General features: G+C 72.5%; 13 protein-coding genes. 6 read left to right on the forward strand and 7 right to left on the reverse strand.

Annotation, left to right across the window (positions count from 1 at the left end; genetic code table 11):
• Positions 1 to 67 precede the first annotated feature (67 nt).
• Positions 68 to 1,312, forward strand: coding sequence for an APC family permease (locus ABT340_RS36260; protein ID WP_352015433.1), 1,245 nt, complete (start codon positions 68 to 70; stop codon positions 1,310 to 1,312).
• A 4-nt stretch (positions 1,313 to 1,316) separates the two neighbouring features.
• Here ABT340_RS36260 and ABT340_RS36265 read toward each other — a convergent pair whose 3' ends face one another.
• Positions 1,317 to 2,570: an oxygenase MpaB family protein gene (locus tag ABT340_RS36265; protein WP_352015434.1), complete on the reverse strand. Its 1,254-nt coding sequence runs from the start codon at positions 2,568 to 2,570 to the stop codon at positions 1,317 to 1,319.
• Positions 2,571 to 2,792: 222 nt separating this feature from the next.
• Positions 2,793 to 3,113 (reverse strand): YciI family protein, encoded by a 321-nt coding sequence (locus ABT340_RS36270; RefSeq protein ID WP_352015435.1) that lies wholly within the window; start codon positions 3,111 to 3,113, stop codon positions 2,793 to 2,795.
• A 140-nt stretch (positions 3,114 to 3,253) separates the two neighbouring features.
• On the opposite strand from ABT340_RS36270, the gene ABT340_RS36275 reads away from it, so the two are divergent.
• The 3 genes from ABT340_RS36275 to ABT340_RS36285 all read left to right on the forward strand — a co-directional run bounded on the left by ABT340_RS36275 (position 3,254) and on the right by ABT340_RS36285 (position 7,710).
• Complete coding sequence (locus ABT340_RS36275; protein WP_352015436.1) at positions 3,254 to 3,919, forward strand: DUF998 domain-containing protein; 666 nt, start codon at positions 3,254 to 3,256, stop codon at positions 3,917 to 3,919.
• Between the two features lie 450 nt (positions 3,920 to 4,369).
• Positions 4,370 to 5,617, forward strand: coding sequence for a hypothetical protein (locus ABT340_RS36280; RefSeq protein WP_352015437.1), 1,248 nt, complete (start codon positions 4,370 to 4,372; stop codon positions 5,615 to 5,617).
• 2 nt (positions 5,618 to 5,619) lie between these two features.
• Positions 5,620 to 7,710 (forward strand): tetratricopeptide repeat protein, encoded by a 2,091-nt coding sequence (locus tag ABT340_RS36285; protein WP_352015438.1) that lies wholly within the window; start codon positions 5,620 to 5,622, stop codon positions 7,708 to 7,710.
• A gap of 9 nt (positions 7,711 to 7,719) precedes the next feature.
• On the opposite strand, the gene ABT340_RS36290 is transcribed toward ABT340_RS36285, so the two are convergent.
• Entirely contained in the window at positions 7,720 to 8,328 is a 609-nt protein-coding gene (locus ABT340_RS36290; protein WP_352015439.1) for a response regulator transcription factor, read from the reverse strand.
• Positions 8,329 to 8,835: 507 nt separating this feature from the next.
• Here ABT340_RS36290 and ABT340_RS36295 point away from each other — a divergent pair.
• Positions 8,836 to 9,264 (forward strand): VOC family protein, encoded by a 429-nt coding sequence (locus ABT340_RS36295; RefSeq protein WP_352015503.1) that lies wholly within the window; start codon positions 8,836 to 8,838, stop codon positions 9,262 to 9,264.
• A gap of 12 nt (positions 9,265 to 9,276) precedes the next feature.
• On the opposite strand, the gene ABT340_RS36300 is transcribed toward ABT340_RS36295, so the two are convergent.
• The 3 genes from ABT340_RS36300 to ABT340_RS36310 are packed head-to-tail and all read right to left on the reverse strand — an operon-like array spanning position 9,277 to position 13,151.
• Positions 9,277 to 10,128: an alpha/beta fold hydrolase gene (locus ABT340_RS36300; protein ID WP_352015440.1), complete on the reverse strand. Its 852-nt coding sequence runs from the start codon at positions 10,126 to 10,128 to the stop codon at positions 9,277 to 9,279.
• Positions 10,121 to 11,326, reverse strand: a complete 1,206-nt coding sequence (locus ABT340_RS36305; protein WP_352015441.1) for an MFS transporter — start codon at positions 11,324 to 11,326, stop codon at positions 10,121 to 10,123. Before ABT340_RS36305 ends, ABT340_RS36300 begins: the two co-directional genes overlap by 8 nt.
• 7 nt (positions 11,327 to 11,333) lie before the next feature.
• On the reverse strand, positions 11,334 to 13,151 hold the full coding sequence (locus tag ABT340_RS36310) for a penicillin acylase family protein (protein WP_352015442.1): 1,818 nt from the start codon (positions 13,149 to 13,151) through the stop codon (positions 11,334 to 11,336).
• An 84-nt stretch (positions 13,152 to 13,235) separates the two neighbouring features.
• Between ABT340_RS36310 and ABT340_RS36315 the strand changes: the two genes are divergently transcribed.
• On the forward strand, positions 13,236 to 15,008 hold the full coding sequence (locus ABT340_RS36315) for a PucR family transcriptional regulator (RefSeq protein WP_352015443.1): 1,773 nt from the start codon (positions 13,236 to 13,238) through the stop codon (positions 15,006 to 15,008).
• Positions 15,009 to 15,147: 139 nt separating this feature from the next.
• Here the strand turns inward: ABT340_RS36315 and ABT340_RS36320 are convergent, their stop codons facing one another.
• On the reverse strand, positions 15,148 to 16,431 hold the full coding sequence (locus ABT340_RS36320; protein WP_352015444.1) for a peptidyl-alpha-hydroxyglycine alpha-amidating lyase family protein: 1,284 nt from the start codon (positions 16,429 to 16,431) through the stop codon (positions 15,148 to 15,150).
• Positions 16,432 to 16,689 lie beyond the last annotated feature (258 nt).

Below are 16,689 nucleotides of genomic sequence, written 5' to 3' on the forward strand. Positions count from 1 at the left end.
CGGGTTTTCCGGCCGAACGTTCGGTGACAGCGCCGATCAACCGTTCATGTGACTAGCTTCTGGCGGTATGACAGGACACAAGCTGGGCGCCTGGCAGGGAACGGCGTTGCTGGTCGGGGCGGTTCTCGGGCCGGGGATGCTGGTGCTCCCCCACCTCGCGGCCGTCTCGGCGGGCCCCGCCTCGGTGCTGGCGTGGGTCGGGTTGCTGGCGTTGAGCGTGCCGGTCGCGGCCACGTTCGCGGCACTGGGCACCCGCAACCCGGGGGGCGGCGGGGTCTCGGCCTTCGTGAGGCCGGTGTTCGGACCACGGGTTTCCGCGATGGTCGGCTGGTGGTTCTACGGCGCGGTGCCCATGGGCACGCTGGCCGGGGCGCTCATCGGCGGCCAGTACGTGGCGGCGAGCCTCGACGTCACCGGAACGGGCGCCTCCGGCCTCGCGGGCGTGGTCGCGGGAGCACTGCTCGCGGGGGCGCTGGCGGCCAACGCTGCGGGGCTGCGGGTCTCGGGACGGCTACAGCTGGTCATGGTGCTGACGCTCGTCGGGCTGCTGGTGGTCGCCGTCGCGGCGGCCGCCCCCTCGATGACGACCGCCCATTTCACCCCTTTCGCCCCGTACGGCCTGGCCGGGGTGGCCGACGCGGCCGGGGTGCTGCTGTTCGCGTTCGTCGGCTGGGAGGTGGCCAGCCACCTGTCCGGTGAGTTCGCCGACCGGCGGCGCGGGCTCATCCGGGCGACCGGGGCGACGCTGGCCGTGATCGCGGTGCTGTACCTGGGGGTCGCGTTCGTGGCGACGGGCACGGGCGCGACACGGAGCCCGGTGCCGCTGACCGTCCTGCTGGAGATGGGCGTCGGACCCGTGGCGCGGCCGGTGACCGGTGTGGTCACGCTGCTGCTGACGTTCGGGGCGGTCAACACCTACATCGCGGGGGCCGCCCGGCTCGGAGCCGCCCTGGCCGCCGAGGGCGCCCTGCCCCGCCGTTTCGCCGACCCGGCCGGTGGGGTACGGCGGAGCCTGGGGCTGCTGGCGACGTTGACGGTCGGGGTCGCGGTGGTGGCGCTGGTCTCCGGGCTGGGAGTGGACCCGTTGATGCGGGCCACGTCCGCGTGCCTGGCCGCGGTGACGACGGCGGGCACCGCCGCGGCGATCCCGACGCTCACCGGGGGCAGGCGGGCGGTCGCCGTCACGGCGACGATCTCCTCGGGGGTGGCGACGGCGTTCTGCGGGTGGTACCTGCTGGTCCCGCTCGCCCTGGCGGCGGTCGCCGTACTCGGGTTCCGTGCCCGCCCGGCCCTGGCCGTGCGGGGAAGGTAGGCCGCTACGCGCGCTGGTCGCCGTGCGCCTCGGGCAGCCCGCCCACCTGGGCCGGTTGGTCGCGGAAGGTGGAGGCGAGGACGCGTTCCTGGGCGCGGGCGCCCCACTCCTCGACGCGGCGGCGTCCGCCGGGAAGGGCGCCGAGCACGCGGTAACGGAAGGTGTTGCCCACGATCGCGAGGACGGGCGCCCACGGCAGGCGGGCCGGAAGTCCGAGGTCACGCATGCCGGACAGACCGACGAACGCGGTGAGCATGCTCAGGGCGCGGGCCCGCTCGTAGCGCTGGTGCATGCGCTCGACCAGGGCGTTCCCGTGTCCGAAGGCGCGCATGCGCTGGGCGTCGACGGTCACGCGGGCCAGGTCCCTGCCCGCCTGGGACTGTCCCCCCGCGGACAGCAGGATGTGGTAGTTCATCCGGTGCCGCACGTCCTCCTCGTCCGTGAGGAAGTCGGGGGCGACGCCCATCAGCCATCCGACGTAGCGCCACAGGTGCATGAGGTCGTCGCGTTGCCTGCGGCTGAGGGGCACCCCCAGCGCGAGGCAGCCCAGGATCACGGCGGCGTCGAACAGGCCCAGCGTTCCCGCCTGGTCGGCCTGGTTGACCGGCAGCCCCCAGCGCCCGCTGTCCCACCGCGGCTCGAACCGTGAGTTGACCAGGGCGTGCATCGCGCGCACGTGGACGGTCAGCCGCCACCCTTCGGCGCCGGGTCGCATGCCGCCGGGCCGGGTGACCTCGTGCGTCCACTTCTGGGTCTCGGCGAGGCGCCTGAGCGTGTTGTCGCCGCCGAGTCCCTCGGTGAGGACGAGGAGGTCGGCCGGTCCGCCGAAACGGTAGCCCCCGATCAGTGACAGGTCCAGAAGCACGTCGTTCGCGTTGCGGCCGAGGTAGCGGAAGGCCACGGCTCCCCGCTCGACTCGATCCCAGTCGACCCATTCGGGCACCTCGACGAGTTCGTCCATGAACCGCCTGAGCGCGGGGGGCAGGTCGTCCGCCCGGTGGGGCGCGTCGCGGAGGGCGGCGGCCACCTGGCGGTGCGTGACACGGCCGGGGTCGCCGGGGGGAAGGCGCATCGCCCCGGCCAGGTCGGCTCCGAGTTCGTCACGCTCCAGCAGGGCGGCGCGGAGCCGTTCCATGAACGACTCGTCGACCTCGGCGCCGACGCGGGTGAGCCGGAGCATCGGACGGGAGATGTCCCGGCCGCGCTGTTCGGCCTCTCGGAAGCGCGTGGGGTGGCGCTCGGTGACAACGGGGGTCATATCCACATTGATAACGCGATAAATCACCCGCATCCAATCCGCATATGCCCGGAATGCGCCTCAGCAGGGACAATGCCGGACCACGGTGTCGTGGTGACCGGCTCGTCGGGAGAGTCTTCGCTCCGCCGAACCGGTTCCGTACGGCCCGCACGTCCTTGATCCGGGGGCCGGACACGACCAGGGCCTCCCCGCGGTGACGGGGAGGCCCTGGTCGGGTGAAGGTCAGGAGAAGACCTGCTGGATGACGCTCTCGCCGTCGCCGACGATCCTGCGGAAACGGCGGGCCAGCTCGACCGCCTCCTCCTTGGAGCGCACCTCGACCAGGGCGAACCCGGCCACGGCCTCCTTGGCCTCCGCGAACGGGCCGTCCGTCACGGTGATCTCCCCACCGGAGGAGACCAGCCGTACGCCCGCGGGCTCCAGGCCGCCGGTGGCCAGCAGGACGCCGGCCGCCGTCAGTTCCTCGACGAAGGCCGCCATCTCGGCGTACAGCCGCTCGTCGGGGGCGGTCTCGGAGGGCTTGGTGGTCATCAGGTAGCGCATGGTGGTTCCTCTTCCTCGGTGTGCTGTTCCATTCTCCGCCCCTACGTCGATCGAGCGATGTGACAGGGAACGCCACCGTTCCCTGTCACATCGCTCGTTCGACGTGTCAGCGAAGAACCCGGCGCAGAAAGGCCAACGACATGACCGCCGTCCAGCTCCCCCGCACCACCTCCACCACCGCTCCCGTCACCTCCCGCATCTCTCGCACCTCGCTGACCTGCCTGGCCGTCGCCGCTCCGCTGTGGGCGGCCGTCTCCCTGGCCCAGGCCGCGACCCGCGAGGGCTTCGACCTGCTCCGTCACCCGCTGAGCGCGCTGAGCAACGGCTCCCTCGGCTGGCTGCAGATCGCCAACTTCGTCCTCGCCGGGCTCCTGACCGTCGCCGGGGCGAGCGGTCTGCGCCGGGCCCTTGAGGGCGGCCCCGGCGGGCGGTGGGCGCCGCGCCTGGTCCTGGCCTACGGCGTCGGCATGGTCGCCGCCGGTCTCCTCGTCATGGACCCGGGCGACGGCTTCCCGGCCGGCACGCCGTACGGCATGCCGCAGGCGCTGAGCTGGCACGCCTACGGCCACATGGCGGCGGGCACGCTCGCCTTCGGCACCCTGATCGCCGCCTGCTACGTCCTGGGCCACCGCTTCGGCCGTACCGGGGAGCGCGGGCTCGCCGTCGCCTCCCGCGTCGCGGGCACCGCCCTGCTGGCCGGTGACCTGTGGGCCATGACCGGCGGTACGGCCGGCTCCCTGACGCTGGCCGTCGGCGCGATCACGGCGATGCTCTGGATCTCCGTGGTCGCTATCCGCCACCGGTGAGGCCTCTCGGGAAGAAAACCGCGGTCCGTGCGGGAAGACACGGACCGCGGTTTCCCGCATATCCCCGGGCGGCTCGCCTCTCGCCGCCCCCGTGGCGCATTGCGAATCTACCTGCGAAAAGAATTCCTACGTATACGCATTTCTCCTGATATCGACAGCTGTTTCTGCCATGCATCCTTTGTCGTGTCGCCGAAAAAACCGGTGACGCCCGTGGCTCCGGCCCCGGGACGTTCTCTTGGAGGAGGAGACATGAAGCCGACCACGAAGATGAAGAAGATCACTGTCCGTCGCGCCGGCGACGTCCGTCTGACCAGCGCCACGTGCTCCTGCCCTTACCCCCAGGCCAACTAGTAGCCGCCGGGTAACGGAACGAGGCTGTGCGCACCGATCCGTGCGCACAGCCATCCGGCCTCTCAGGGACCGGAACGACGGCGGAAGGGTTTGAAGGGCGTGGACGACGTCAGGATCGCTTTCCACGAGCTGAGCTTCGTCTCCGAGGGGGACGACGTGGTGGTCGGCAGGGTGGACGCGGACTCGTACGCGGTGCTGCCCAGCGACGGCGCCGCCCTGCTCAGGGAGATGACCCGGGGCATGCCGCCGGAACACGCCGCGCGGTGGTACGAGGCCACCTACGGCGAGCAGGTCGACATCGACGAGTTCCTTGAGACACTGCACGAGCTGGGGTTCGTCCGCTCCGGCGGTGACTCAGGCAGTACCCCCGACGGGAACGTGACCGCACCGGACCCGGACAGGCGGCTGCCGTTCCGCAGGCTGGGGGAGGCCGCGTTCTCCCCCCTCGCGTGGGTGCTCTACGGCGCCGTGTTCTGCGTGTGGCTGTTCACCGCCCTGCGTGACACCGGCATCCTGCCCAGCCCCCACCACATCTTCTTCACCGACTCGCTGCTCGTCGTCCAGTTCGGGATCATCTTCGGGCAGTTGCCGCTGGTCTTCCTGCACGAGGCCTTCCACATGCTCGCCGGGCGGCGGCTCGGGCTGCGCAGCAGGCTCAGCGTCAGCAACCGCTATCTGTACATCGTCTTCGAGACGCAGATGAACGGCCTGCTCAGCGTCGAACGCGGGAAACGCTACCTGCCGTTCCTGGTGGGGATGGTGTGCGACGTCGTCGTCTTCAGCCTGCTCGGTCTGGCCGCGCACCTCACCAGGACCGCCGACGGCGCCTTCTCACTGACCGGGCGGGTCTGTCTCGCGCTGGCCTTCACGGTCCTGATGCGCTTCGCCTGGCAGTTCCAGCTCTACCTGCGCACCGACCTCTACTACGTGTTCGCGACCGCGCTCAACTGCCACGACCTGCACAACGCCAGTACGGCGCTGCTGCGCAACCGGATCTGGCGGCTGCTGCGGCGCCCGGAACGGCTCGTGGACGAGGAGCAGTGGACCGAGTACGACCGCAGGGTCGGCCGGTGGTACGGCCCCTTCATCAGCCTCGGCGTCCTGGCCATGCTGCTCATCACCGTGTTCGGGTCGCTGCCCGTGGCGGTGCAGTACGTCCAGACCGCGCTGCGGAGCATGGAGGGCGGCGTGGCGACCCCGGCCTTCTGGGACGGGGCGCTGGGGCTGCTCATCCTCGTGAACTGGTTCGTCACACCGGCCTACCTCGCCCGGCGCAAGCGCAGGCAAGCCCGCCAGGACCGGCCACGGGCGGTCGCCGAGCCGGCAACCACCAAGGGAGTGAACTAGAGATGCCTGCCCACCTGAGGATCGTCGGCGACCGCCGTACCGACCGGCTGCGCCGGGCCACCGAGGAGCCGGACGGCGGGCGCGCCGTCGTCGCCGTGTGCCACCAGCGGTTGCGCGGTCCCTACACGGGCGTCGACACGCTGCTGCGGGCCGTGCTGCCCGAGGCGTACGCCCGCTGGCCCGAACTGGTCGACCGGCACCGGGTCGAGCTGCTCTACGGCGTCCCCGAGTTGGCGGAGCTGGTCGGGGAGGCGCCGCAGCAGCTCGCGTTCAAGGGGCCGTTCGAGGAGCGCACCCGCTTCTACGGCTCCCAGATGATCCGGTGCATGAACCAGGGCATCGTGACGTTCCTCAACGAGCACGCGCGGCGGCTCGCCGAGGCGGGCGACCCGGCGCCGCTCCTGGTGTTCGAGGACGCGCACGCCGCCGAGCCGTCCACCCAGGAGCTCATCGCGCTGCTGCTGCGCAGGTCCGACCCCGGCAGGCTGCGGGTCGTCGTCTCCACCGTTCCCGTGGCCTCCCTGACCGGGGAGCTCGAAGGGGCGCTGGCCCGCCACACGGAGACCGTCCAGGCCGTGCCCGGCGAGCCCTCCCCCGACGGGCGGTCGGTCGAGGAGCTGGTCAGGGCGTACGTCATGGCGGACGGCATCAGCGACGACCCAGCCGAGATCGCCGCCTACGAGACGGCCGACCCGGAGTTCGTCCGGCGGCTGCACGACCTGCGCGCCGAGGAACTGACCCCGGACGCGGACCTGGGGACCAGGATGGGCGCGCTCCCGTACCACCGCGAGCGCGGCGCCGACCCCGGCGGACTGGGCCGGGAGGCCCTCACCGAGGGGCTGCGGATCAGCGCGGAGATCGGCTTCTCCGCGATGACCCTGGACATGGGGCTGCGCGGCAGGGCGGTGACCGACCCGGTCGCCAACGCCGACGACTTCCGCCGGTTCACGGCGCTGGCGGCCAACGCGCTGGTGCCGCTGCACCGCCTCGACGAGTCGTTCGACCTCTACATGGACCTGCGCAGGCGGTACACCGACCCGAACGCGCACATGATCTCCAGCTACGGCATCGCCATGCTGTACACCCGGTTCTTCTCGCCCCGCGACCACGAGACGGCGCTGGCCTGGCAGAACAACGCGGTGGCCATCGCCGCCCTGCTCCCCGACGCCAGGGAGCGCACCCTGCGCCAGGTGTTCAACGACAACGCCCTCGCGCTCATCGAGATGCACCGGGGCAACCTGGAGCACGGCCTCGAACTCATCCGGGTGGGCATCGAACGGCTCGACGCCATGCTGGAACCCGACGAGTGGGTGGTGCACCGCTCGCAGCTGCTCTACAACAGGACCCGGCTGCTGGCCGCGCTCGGCCGGACGGACGAGGCCTACGCCGACTTCACCGTGCTGATCGAGATGGACCCGTACTACACCGACTACCTGTGCGAACGGGCCAAGATCTCACGCAGGCGGGGAGACCTCGACGCGGCGCTCGCCGACTACGACCGGGCGGTCGCCATGGCCCCGCCCTTCCCCGAGCTGTTCTACAACCGGGGCACCGCCCGCGCCGAGGCGGGGGACGCCGACGGCGCGCTGGCCGACTTCGGCTACGTGCTGGAGATGGAGCCGGACGACGTGGCCACCCGGATGCGGCGCGCCGAGCTGCTCCTCGGCCTCGGGGACTTCGAGGCGGCCGAGGCCGACGTCGTCGCGGGCCTCGAACTGCGGCCCGCCGACCCGGAGCTGCTGTGCATGCGGGGCACGATCGCCCTGGAGTACGGCGACGCCGAGCAGGCCGCCCGGTGGCTGGACGCCGCGCTCGACGGCGACCCCGGATACGCGGCGGCGCTGGTCAACCGGGCGGTCGCGTCCTTCGAGCTGGGCCGTCCCGCCTCCTCCGTCGAGGACCTGACCCGGGTGCTCGACCTGCTCGGCCCCGACCCCGACGTGCTGCTCAACCGTGGCCTGGCGCACGAGGCGGCGGGCAGCGCCGACCTGGCGCTGCGGGACGTCGAGACCGCGCTCGGACTGCCCGGTGCCGACGTGGCCGAGCTGGAACCCGTACGGAAGCGGTGCAGGCGGCGGCTGGCCGGTGTGTGACCCGTGCGGTCACCTGCCCGCCCCGCGTTCGAAGGAGGCGACGATGCCGAGGCGCTGGGCGAGCAGCACGGCGTTGACCCGGTCGCACACCCCGAGCTTGCGGTAGAGCCGCTCCTGGTGCTTGGTCACCGTGCGCGGCGACAACCCCAGCCTGCGGGCGATGGCCACGGCGCTCAGGCCCGCGCAGAGCAGACGCAGCACGTCGTGCTCCCGGGGGGTGAGCCGTACGTCGGCGGCCGGGTCCGCCGCCCTGGTGATCGCCGTGTACGGCCTGACCAGCGTCTCCAGCGCCTCAAGCCGGGCCTCGCCCAGCGCGGTGCCGCCTGAGCCGATCACCCCGGCCAGCCACTCTCCCGCCGAGTCGGGGGTGACGTCCCAGCACCACAGGTCCTCCTGCCGGGTGAACACCCCCAGCTTCGGCCCGCTCCCGGCCAGCTCGCGCGCCAGGTCCTGCCCGCCGTGGGAGGCGGCCCACAGCAGACGCAGCGTGTCGGCCGGGACGGGATCTCCCTGCCCTGGTTGTCCGGGGTCGCCGGTCTCCGTCCGCGCGAGCGCTGACTCGTTCACCGTCATCGTCGCGGCGAGCATGGCGAGCAACATCGAGACGATTCGATGCACCCGTTCTCCTCCTTGCCTGATGAATGTGCCCTTGGTGAATGCCCCCGGTGCGATTCCACTACTAACCCAGTTCGGGCCCCCCGGCCATATCGCGGGTTGATTTGGGGGCCAAATGGGGGCCGCGTTTATTCCACCTTCCGTGAAAGGGGTTTGGCCCGGTCCCGGCGTCGCGTTTTCCGGAAAAACGGGCCCTGCCCAGGGGATTTTCCCCTCTCCCGACTGACCTGGTTTCGGGAGAAACCGGTGCGGGGGCGTTCGCGACGGGTCACGCGGTCGCGACTGCGGTGACGTATGTCTGGCTCGGCATGGTGCCGGCCGGGGTTGACGCCCTCGTTCGCACGCCCACCACGCCTACATCGCCCTGGAGTCCGTCAAGGTCGTGGCCCCGCTGACGGCGGGGGTCCTGCTGCCGGCCGGGTGACCGGTCGCCGGGTGCCAGGATCGTGGTGTCGGTTCCGCCCCGGGACACGACAGCCGCGACGAAGGAGGACCACCGTGATCGAACGGATGGACAACGTCGGCATCGTCGTCGAGGACCTCGACGCCGCCATCGCGTTCTTCACCGAGCTCGGCATGGAGCTTGAGGGCAGGATGTTGATCGAGGGGGCCTGGGCGGCCCGTGTCGTCGGGCTCGACGACGGCATGCGGTCCGAGATCGCGATGATGCGCGTCCCCGGCGGCCACGGCAGACTTGAGCTGGCGAAATACCACACCCCGGCGGGGATCCGCCCGGAGCCGGAGAGGGCGCCGGTGAACACGCTGGGGACGCACCGTGTCATGTTCGCCGTCACGGACATCAACGACACCCTCGACCGGCTGCGCGCCCACGGCGCCGAACTCGTCGGCGAGGTGACGCGCTTCGAGGACAGCTACCTGCTCTGCTACCTCCGTGGCCCGTCGGGCATCATCGTCGCCCTGGCCGAACAGATCGGCTGATCTCCCGAGGGGTCAGCCGACCAGTTTGAGGATCTCCTCGGCGACCAGGCCGGGCTCGTCCTGGGGGACCATGTGGCCGGAGCGTTCGGCCAGGACGTGACGGCCCAGGGGCCGGTCCTCGACGAGTTTCCTGTGGGCGGCGACCAGCGCGGGGCGGAAACGCCTCTCCACCTTGCTCGGGGAGAGCGCGCCGCTGATCGCCGTGACCGGGACCGGCGGCAGCGCCGCCCCCGAGTCGCGCAGGCGGGCGAGGCCTTCGGCGAGCGCGGCGTACTCGGCGCGGGTGGTGCGCAGTTCGGCCACGCTGGTCATCTCGGCCAGCGCCTCCTGCCGCATCTCCCGGGGGAACAGCGCGAGGATGCGGCGCAGCTCCGCCGGGACGACCTTGACGCCGAGGCGCGCCAGGCCGATCACGACGGACTGCATGGCCATGGTCATGGCCCGCACGCTTCGCCAGTAGTAGAAGTCGAGGTCCTCGACGGCCTGGTCGACGAGCACGAGCCCGGCGACCCGCCCGGGGTTGGCGGCGGCGTAGGAACGGATGATCGGGCCGCCCAGACTGTGCCCGGCCAGGATGTAGCGCTCCTCGCCCAGGGCGTCCAGCAGGTGCCCCAGGTCCTCGACCATGCGGTCCAGGTCACGGCGGTGCGCGTCGCGGTCGCTGCGGCCGAACCCGGCCCGGTCGTAGGCGACGACCCTGGTGCGTTCGGCGACCAGAGGCATGACCAGCCCCCACTCGACCCGGGAGGCGCCGAGCCCCGATTCGAGGACGACGACGGGCCGCCCCTGCCCCTGACTGACGTGGTGCAGCCGCCGTCCGTCCGGCAGGGTCGCGTACCCCTGCTCTCCGAAGACACTAGACATTGACGTTCTCCTCCCGGACGGGAACCAGCTCAGCACGGATGGTACGGGCCGTCGAGGCGATGAGGACCCCGGCGAGCAGGCCGGGCAGGGCGATCGAGGCGACCGCCCCCGCCGTGCCGTACGTCTTCTCCACGGTGTTCAGCAGCGCGGCCCCGGCCAGGCCGCCGATCGCCAGGCCCACCCCGAACAGGCTGGCCATGTAGCTGCGCCTGGCCGGACCGGTGACCGCGATCATGATCAACGTGACCATCGGGACGATCATCGGCGTCAGGACCAGGCCGGTGAAGAAGGCCAGCAGCGTCAGGGGCAGGACCGGGGCCGCCGCGCCCGCCGCGAAGGCCAGCGCGGAGCAGGCGACGATCCGGGCGGCGACGACCGGCACCCTCCCGGGGTCGGCCTGGAAGATCGCGTCGAGCCGCCTCCCGAAGGAGACCAGTGCGACGACGGCCCCGGCCGAGGAGATCGCCGTGAACAGACCCCGCACGTCGGTCTCCATGCCCCAGCGTTCCTTGAGGTGGACCGACAGGAACGTCGCCGCCGGGACCAGGAGCATGCCGTAGGCGACGAAGGCGGCGAAGACCCTGCGCAGCGTCGGCGAGCGCAGCGGGCTCCCGTCCGGCGTCACCTCCTCGCGCCGCCCGATCCCCGGGTCCCGCAGCCGCAGCGCCGACAGGCAGCCGAGCATCGACAGCACGCCGAGCACCGCGTAGACCGCCCGCCAGTCCAGGCCGAACCAGCCGGACAGCGCGGAGACCGTCAACGGGCTCAGGATCGCTCCGGCGGGCATCGCGGCGCCGTACAGGGCCAGGACCCTCCCCCGGACGGCGGGCGGGTAGACGTCGGCCAGCAGCGGGGAGTGCAGCGCGATCTGGCTGCCGTTGGCCAGCCCGCTGACCAGCAGCAACGCGCCCAGCGTCCAGATGTCCCCGGCGAAGGAGATCGCGAAGGTCGACCCGCTCCAGACGAGGCCGGTGACGATGGAGACCAGGGCGCGGATCGGGCGGCCCCTGGCCACGGCCGACATCAGGAACGGCGCCACCCCGACGGCCAGCAGCTGGATCGCGAGCAGGGAGGTGAGGGTGCCGGTCGAGACGCCGAACGAACTCGTGATGTCCGGGGCGAGCACGCTGAGGGCCTGGTTCACGAACGCGTCGGTGATCGCCAGCATGCCGACGGCGAAGACGGGATAGAGCCTCATGCGGACCTCATGACGGGTCGAAGACGATCGGCTTGACCTCACCCCGGCTGTACAGCGCGGCCTGGCCGGGCATCGCGACGCTCCAGGAGCGCATGCCGTCCCCGCCCAGGGCGACGATCCGCAGGCAGGGACCGCCGGCGAAGGCCGTACCGCCCGCGTAGTAGGTCGAGCGCAGGGAGACGTCGAGCCCGAGCGCCCCGCCCCGGCCCGGCGCCCCGGTCGGCAGCCGGTGCCCCTCCCCGTAGACCTCGTACGTCCGGGAGGCGGCCCGTTCGACGGCGCCGAGGAGGTCCTCGTCGTCGGAGATCCGTTCCCGCCAGGCGACCCAGGCCGTGGCGTCCGCCGAGTCCGGGGCGGCGTGGCCGTCGAAGGCGAGCAGCCGGTGCAGCAGCCTCCGGTGCCCGGCGGGCCAGGCGCCGACCCGGCCGAACTCGGCGGCGACGGCCTCGCGGAGCCTGGCCTGCCAGACCCCGGTGTCCGGCCACCGGTCGTCGAGCGCCCACGCGGTCACCTCCTCCAGGCTCACGGAGAAGGCCCTGGGCAGCAGTTCGGCCAGGCGCCTGCCCCGGCTGGTGTCGCGGCCCGGCTCGTCGTTGAAGACGTCCGGGTGCCAGCGCTCCGGCGCCAGGGCCGGGTCGGGGGTGACGGTGTCGGGGGCCGTGTTGCAGTTCTGCAGGTAGCCGGAGGCCGGGTTGACGATCCGCACCAGGTCGGCGGCGGGCCTGACGCCGAGCCAGGCGGTGGCCGAGGTGTTGCCGTCGAGCACTCCCCCGCCCTGCCCCGGGGGCCTGAGCGGCACCCGCCCGGTGCGCTGGTAGAGGCAGTCGCCCGAGGCGTCGGCGGCCAGCACGTTCTGCGGCGGGAAGGCGCACGCGTCGAGCGCCGCGCTCAGTTCCCCCACGTCGCGGGCCCGCACCATGGCCGCGAACTGCCGCTCCGTCTCCCCCGCCAGCCCCATGTACGGCGTGCACACCACGTAGACCGCCTCGGCGTCCCTGGCCAGGACGGGCGCGACCACGCCGTTGTGCACGACGTACTCGTGGCCCTCGTGCCGCAGGACCTCCCTGGGCTCCCCGTCGTGGAGGTAGCGGTCGCCCTGGACGGCGATCCGGTAGGCGTCGGAGACCCTCGGACCCCCGGTGGTCAGCCCCCAGGCGCAGGTCCGGTTGTGGGCCAGCGGCGGCAGCATGGCCCCCAGGAAGCAGAAGCCCGCGTAGTGCAGGTCACCGGCCCTGACGACGGCCTCGTGCATGGCGAACGCGCCACCGAAGGGCAGGTGCGGGTCGCTGACCACGAACGTCTCACCGGTCGCGGTCCGCCAGGGCCGTACCACCCAGGCGTTCGAGCCGAGCGGGGCGTAGCCGACGTCCTTCTCCGAGGCCGGTTCGTTCGAGAGCGCCCCGGCGGCGCGCAGCGCCTCGACGCCGTCGGTGATGATCCAGAACAGCATCACCATCCGGTTGACGCCGATGGGCAGGGCGGCCTCAAGCGGCGGGGCCCAGTCGGGGACCCGCTCGGGGTGCTCCTCCATCCACGCCCCGATCCCGGCCACGAACGCCTCGTAGCAGGTCCGCAGGTCACCGGGCATGGACTCAAGTCCCCGCCTCGCCTCTTCGAGCACCTGCCAGCGCCGGTGCACGGCGTCGCGCTCCGGCTCGCCGAGTTCGCCGCGGACGAGGAGGTACTGCCTGAGCACGCCGTGCAGGTCGTCCCGCGCCTGCGCGTACCCGAGCCCGAAGTAGGCGGCGGGCTCGGTGGAGGCGTCGATCAGCGGCGTGCCGTACGCGTCCCGGAGAACCCGCACTGAGCCCCAGGAATTGTCCATGCGTTAACCATGGGTGAAGAATGTCCGGAATTCCTTGGCCGATCGGACGAGGAATCACCCCGGGTGTTGGCCGATACTGCACGGATGAACCAGGTCGAGTACCTCGAACCGTCACTCGCCCAGGTGGTCGAGCGGATCGGGACCCGCTACGTGACGGTCGTCGGCGCCCCGCGCGGGGTCGAGGTCCCGGTCTCCGGGCCCGCGATCCACGATCCGCTGAGTTCCGTACCGCCCCGCCCCGGGTCGATGGTGCTGCTGGTCGGGCTGACCGCCGGGTCCCCCGAGGCCGCCGCGACACTGCGCGGACTCGGCGGGGCCACGGCCGCCGTACTGCGGGCCGACGCGCGGGACGCCGCGCCGCTGGCCGAGGCCGCCGCCCAGGCGGGGGTCGCGCTGGTCGCGCTGGAGTCGGCCATGTCCTGGAGCCACCTGCACACGCTGGTCGAGGAGACCGTCCTGCTCGGCGAGAACCTGGTCGCGGCGCCGGGCGGCGACCTGGGCAGCGTCCCGGTCGGCGACCTGAACACGCTGGTCAACCTGATCGCCGAGACCCTCGACCGGCCGGTGGGGATCGTGGACACCCAGTGGCGGCTGCTGGCCTACTCGGCCGTGCCCGGCCAGGTCAACGACGACCTGCAACGCGACGTCATCCTGAACCGGGTCGTGCCCGAGCGCAACGCCCCACGGGAGACCAGGCGGCTGCTGCTGACCACCGGCCGCGCGCTGCGTTTCCTCACCAACGCGCCCTACGACACCGCCGACCACACGATCTGGCGGGTCGGGGCGGGCATTCGCGGCGGCCAGGAACCCCTCGGCATGCTGTGGGTCCTCGAAGGCCGTGACCAGCTTCCCGACGACAGGCTCGTCCTGGTCGAGGAGTTCGCCCGGCTGGCGGCGGCGCACCTGCTGCGGGCGCGCACGGCCAGGACGGCCGACCGGGAACGCCACGGCGAACTGGTCGGACAGGCCCTGGACGGCACCAACCCGCGGACCGCCTGCCGTCGCCTCAGTCTCGACCCGGACGCGGGGATCGCGGTGCTGGCCGTGGCCGGGCTCTCCCTCGGCGCCGACGACCCGCCCGGGGAACACCTGCTCGACGGGGTCGCCACCTACTTCGACGCCTACCGGCGTTCGGCGGCCTGCGTGCTGCGCGCCGAGACCGTCTACTGCCTGGTCCCGACGCCGGACCTGACGGCGCTCAGGGAGATCGCCGCCGACCTGGTTCGGCAGCTCGGCAGGCGCGGGCGGCTGGTCGCCGCGATCGGCGGGCGGGTCCCGGCTGAGGCGCTGCCGCGTTCCCGCCGCGAGGCCGACCTCGCACTCGCCGCCCTACGCGCCTCGGCCGCCGACCCGGGTGCGACGGCCGGATCGGGTACGGCCGGCGGCCCGGGTTCGGCGGCCGGATCAGGCCCGGCCGGCGGCCCGGGTTCGGCGGTCGGCACGATCGACGAGGTTCGCGCGGCGGCGACGCTCATCGAGCTGCGCGCGCTCCTGGAGGACCATCCCGGCCTGCTCCTGCACGAGGCGGACCCCGCCCTGCCCACCGGGACGCCCTCCTCGGGAACCCTGTCCTCAGGGGCACCGTCCTCAGGAGCACCGTCGTCGGGGGCCCTTTCGGGAGCACGGTCTTCGGGAGCGCTGTCTTCAGGGGCGCTGTCTTCGGGAGCGCTGTCGGAGACGGCCGAGTCGGCGTTGGCCTGGATCGAGAGCCACGGGGACGTCCGGGCCGCCGCCCGGCGGCTTGGCGTGCACCCCAACACGCTCCGCTACCGCGTCCGCAAACTCGCCGCCGACGGCCTCGACCTGTCCGACCCCCAGACCCGCCTGGTCACCTGGCTGCGCCTGCGGCTGCTGTGACGGTCGCGCTTCCTGCGACGACCGTGCCGGGATCCAGCCGGTCCGGAACGGCCGCGCGAAGATTCAACCGGCCTGGGACGACTGTGCCAGGGCCCAGCCGCCTGGGGCGGCTACGCGAAGGTTCAACCGGTCTGGGCGTTCAGCGGGGAGCCCAGCGCCACAGCGGCGGGCCGTTGAGGGCGGCGACGTAGATCTCGCCCGCCGGGCCGACCGCGAGCTGGTGGGGGTCGGCGTCCTGGTCCGCCAGCGCCCAGCGCCGCGTCACCGACCCGTCCCCGGCGAGGGCGACGACGTAGCCGCGGTGCCGCCCGCCCTCCTCGTCCAGGGCGTCACCCCCGTCGAGCACGTACAGCACGTCACCGGGACCGACCGCCACGTCGTACGGCCTGCCGATCGCGGCCGAGGAGTGGGTGGCCAGGTGCCGGCCGTCGGCGGAGAAGACCTGCACCCGCGCGTTGCGCCGGTCGGCGACCACGACGTCACCGTTGCCCCGCAGCGCGATCCCGTGCGGGATGGAGAAGGCGCCGTCACGATCTCCCAGCTCGCCCCACGCCCCGGCGAACCGCCCGGCGGCGTCGAACACCCCCACCCTGGAGTTGCGGTAGCCGTCGGAGACGAAGGCCCGCCCGTTCCCTCCGGCCACCACGTCGGTCGGCCTGGCGAAGATGTAGGGGTCCCCGGTGCAGCGCAGGTTCGTCAGCGTGTTCCGTACGGCCAGGCAGGTGTCGAGGCCGAAGCCGTAGTCGTGCCCGATCGTCCGTTCGAGCCGCCCGTCCCCGGTGAACACCGTGACGTGGTTGGTCGTCACGTCCGTGACCCACACCCGGCCCTTCCCGTCGACCGAGACGCCGTGCGGGGAGGCGAACATCCCCGCTCCCCAGGATCGCGTGACCTCCCCGGTGCCCGCGTCGAGGACGACGACCGGATCGACGTCCATCATCCGGTCCGCCGCGAACGCCCCGCCGCCCCGGTGCAGCAGCAACACCTCACCCGTTCCGGTCACCGCGACCCCGGACCCGATCGTGACCCCGGCGGGCACCCGTCCCCACGGCGTCAGCGTCGAGCCCGGTGGAACCGTACGGTCGACGGCCTCGGAGACCACGGCCCCTCGGGGCGGGTTCCCACGCAGCAACAGCCCGGCGGCCCCGGCGGCGAGCAGCGGTACGGCGGCCAGCAGGACCCGCCTGCGAACCCGCCCTCCCCGGGAGGGGCCGTCGCTTCGGGAGGTGGCACCGTCCCGAGGGGAAAGGCCGTCGCTTCGCGAGGCCGCGCCGTTCTGGAAGGTCGTGCCGCTCTGAGGGACCATGCCGTTCCGACAGGAGGGGCCGCCGCTTCGGGAGGCCGTACCGCCCTGGGAGGCATTCTGAGGGGCGGCGTCGTTCTGAAGGGAGGCGTTCTGGGGGGTGGCGTCGCGCATCGCCATGGGGCTCGCTCCGGGGGGTACGAGCGCCCCGGTCGTGGCGGGGCGCACACGGACCGGGTCACGTGTGCGCCCAGTGTCGGCCCCGTCACCGGGGAACCGCCATCGGGGACCTCCCCGGTCATCCGGTCAGGGAGGTCCCGATGTGCGCGGCGGAGAACCTCCCAGCGCGCGACGGTCGGAACCGGCGATTTTGAGGAAATCGAGGCGCCGAAGACGCCGACGACCGGGCGGATGATTCCGCCGCGCCGGTCTCCGGGT

It is taken from the genome of Streptosporangium sp. NPDC000239 (assembly GCF_040300765.1).
GTDB lineage: Bacteria > Actinomycetota > Actinomycetes > Streptosporangiales > Streptosporangiaceae > Streptosporangium.

Bases quoted from the DNA above. Each gene is read 5' to 3' on its own strand.
- ABT340_RS36285 (WP_352015438.1), top strand. From the start codon at position 5,620: ATGCCTGCCCACCTGAGGATCGTCGGCGACCGCCGTACCGACCGGCTG.
- ABT340_RS36320 (WP_352015444.1), bottom strand. From the start codon at position 16,431: ATGGCGATGCGCGACGCCACCCCCCAGAACGCCTCCCTTCAGAACGAC.
- ABT340_RS36315 (WP_352015443.1), top strand. From the start codon at position 13,236: ATGAACCAGGTCGAGTACCTCGAACCGTCACTCGCCCAGGTGGTCGAG.
- ABT340_RS36305 (WP_352015441.1), bottom strand. From the start codon at position 11,326: ATGAGGCTCTATCCCGTCTTCGCCGTCGGCATGCTGGCGATCACCGAC.
- ABT340_RS36265 (WP_352015434.1), bottom strand. From the start codon at position 2,570: ATGACCCCCGTTGTCACCGAGCGCCACCCCACGCGCTTCCGAGAGGCC.
- ABT340_RS36260 (WP_352015433.1), top strand. From the start codon at position 68: ATGACAGGACACAAGCTGGGCGCCTGGCAGGGAACGGCGTTGCTGGTC.
- ABT340_RS36270 (WP_352015435.1), bottom strand. From the start codon at position 3,113: ATGCGCTACCTGATGACCACCAAGCCCTCCGAGACCGCCCCCGACGAG.
- ABT340_RS36310 (WP_352015442.1), bottom strand. From the start codon at position 13,151: ATGGACAATTCCTGGGGCTCAGTGCGGGTTCTCCGGGACGCGTACGGC.
- ABT340_RS36300 (WP_352015440.1), bottom strand. From the start codon at position 10,128: ATGTCTAGTGTCTTCGGAGAGCAGGGGTACGCGACCCTGCCGGACGGA.
- ABT340_RS36295 (WP_352015503.1), top strand. From the start codon at position 8,836: ATGGACAACGTCGGCATCGTCGTCGAGGACCTCGACGCCGCCATCGCG.
- ABT340_RS36275 (WP_352015436.1), top strand. From the start codon at position 3,254: ATGACCGCCGTCCAGCTCCCCCGCACCACCTCCACCACCGCTCCCGTC.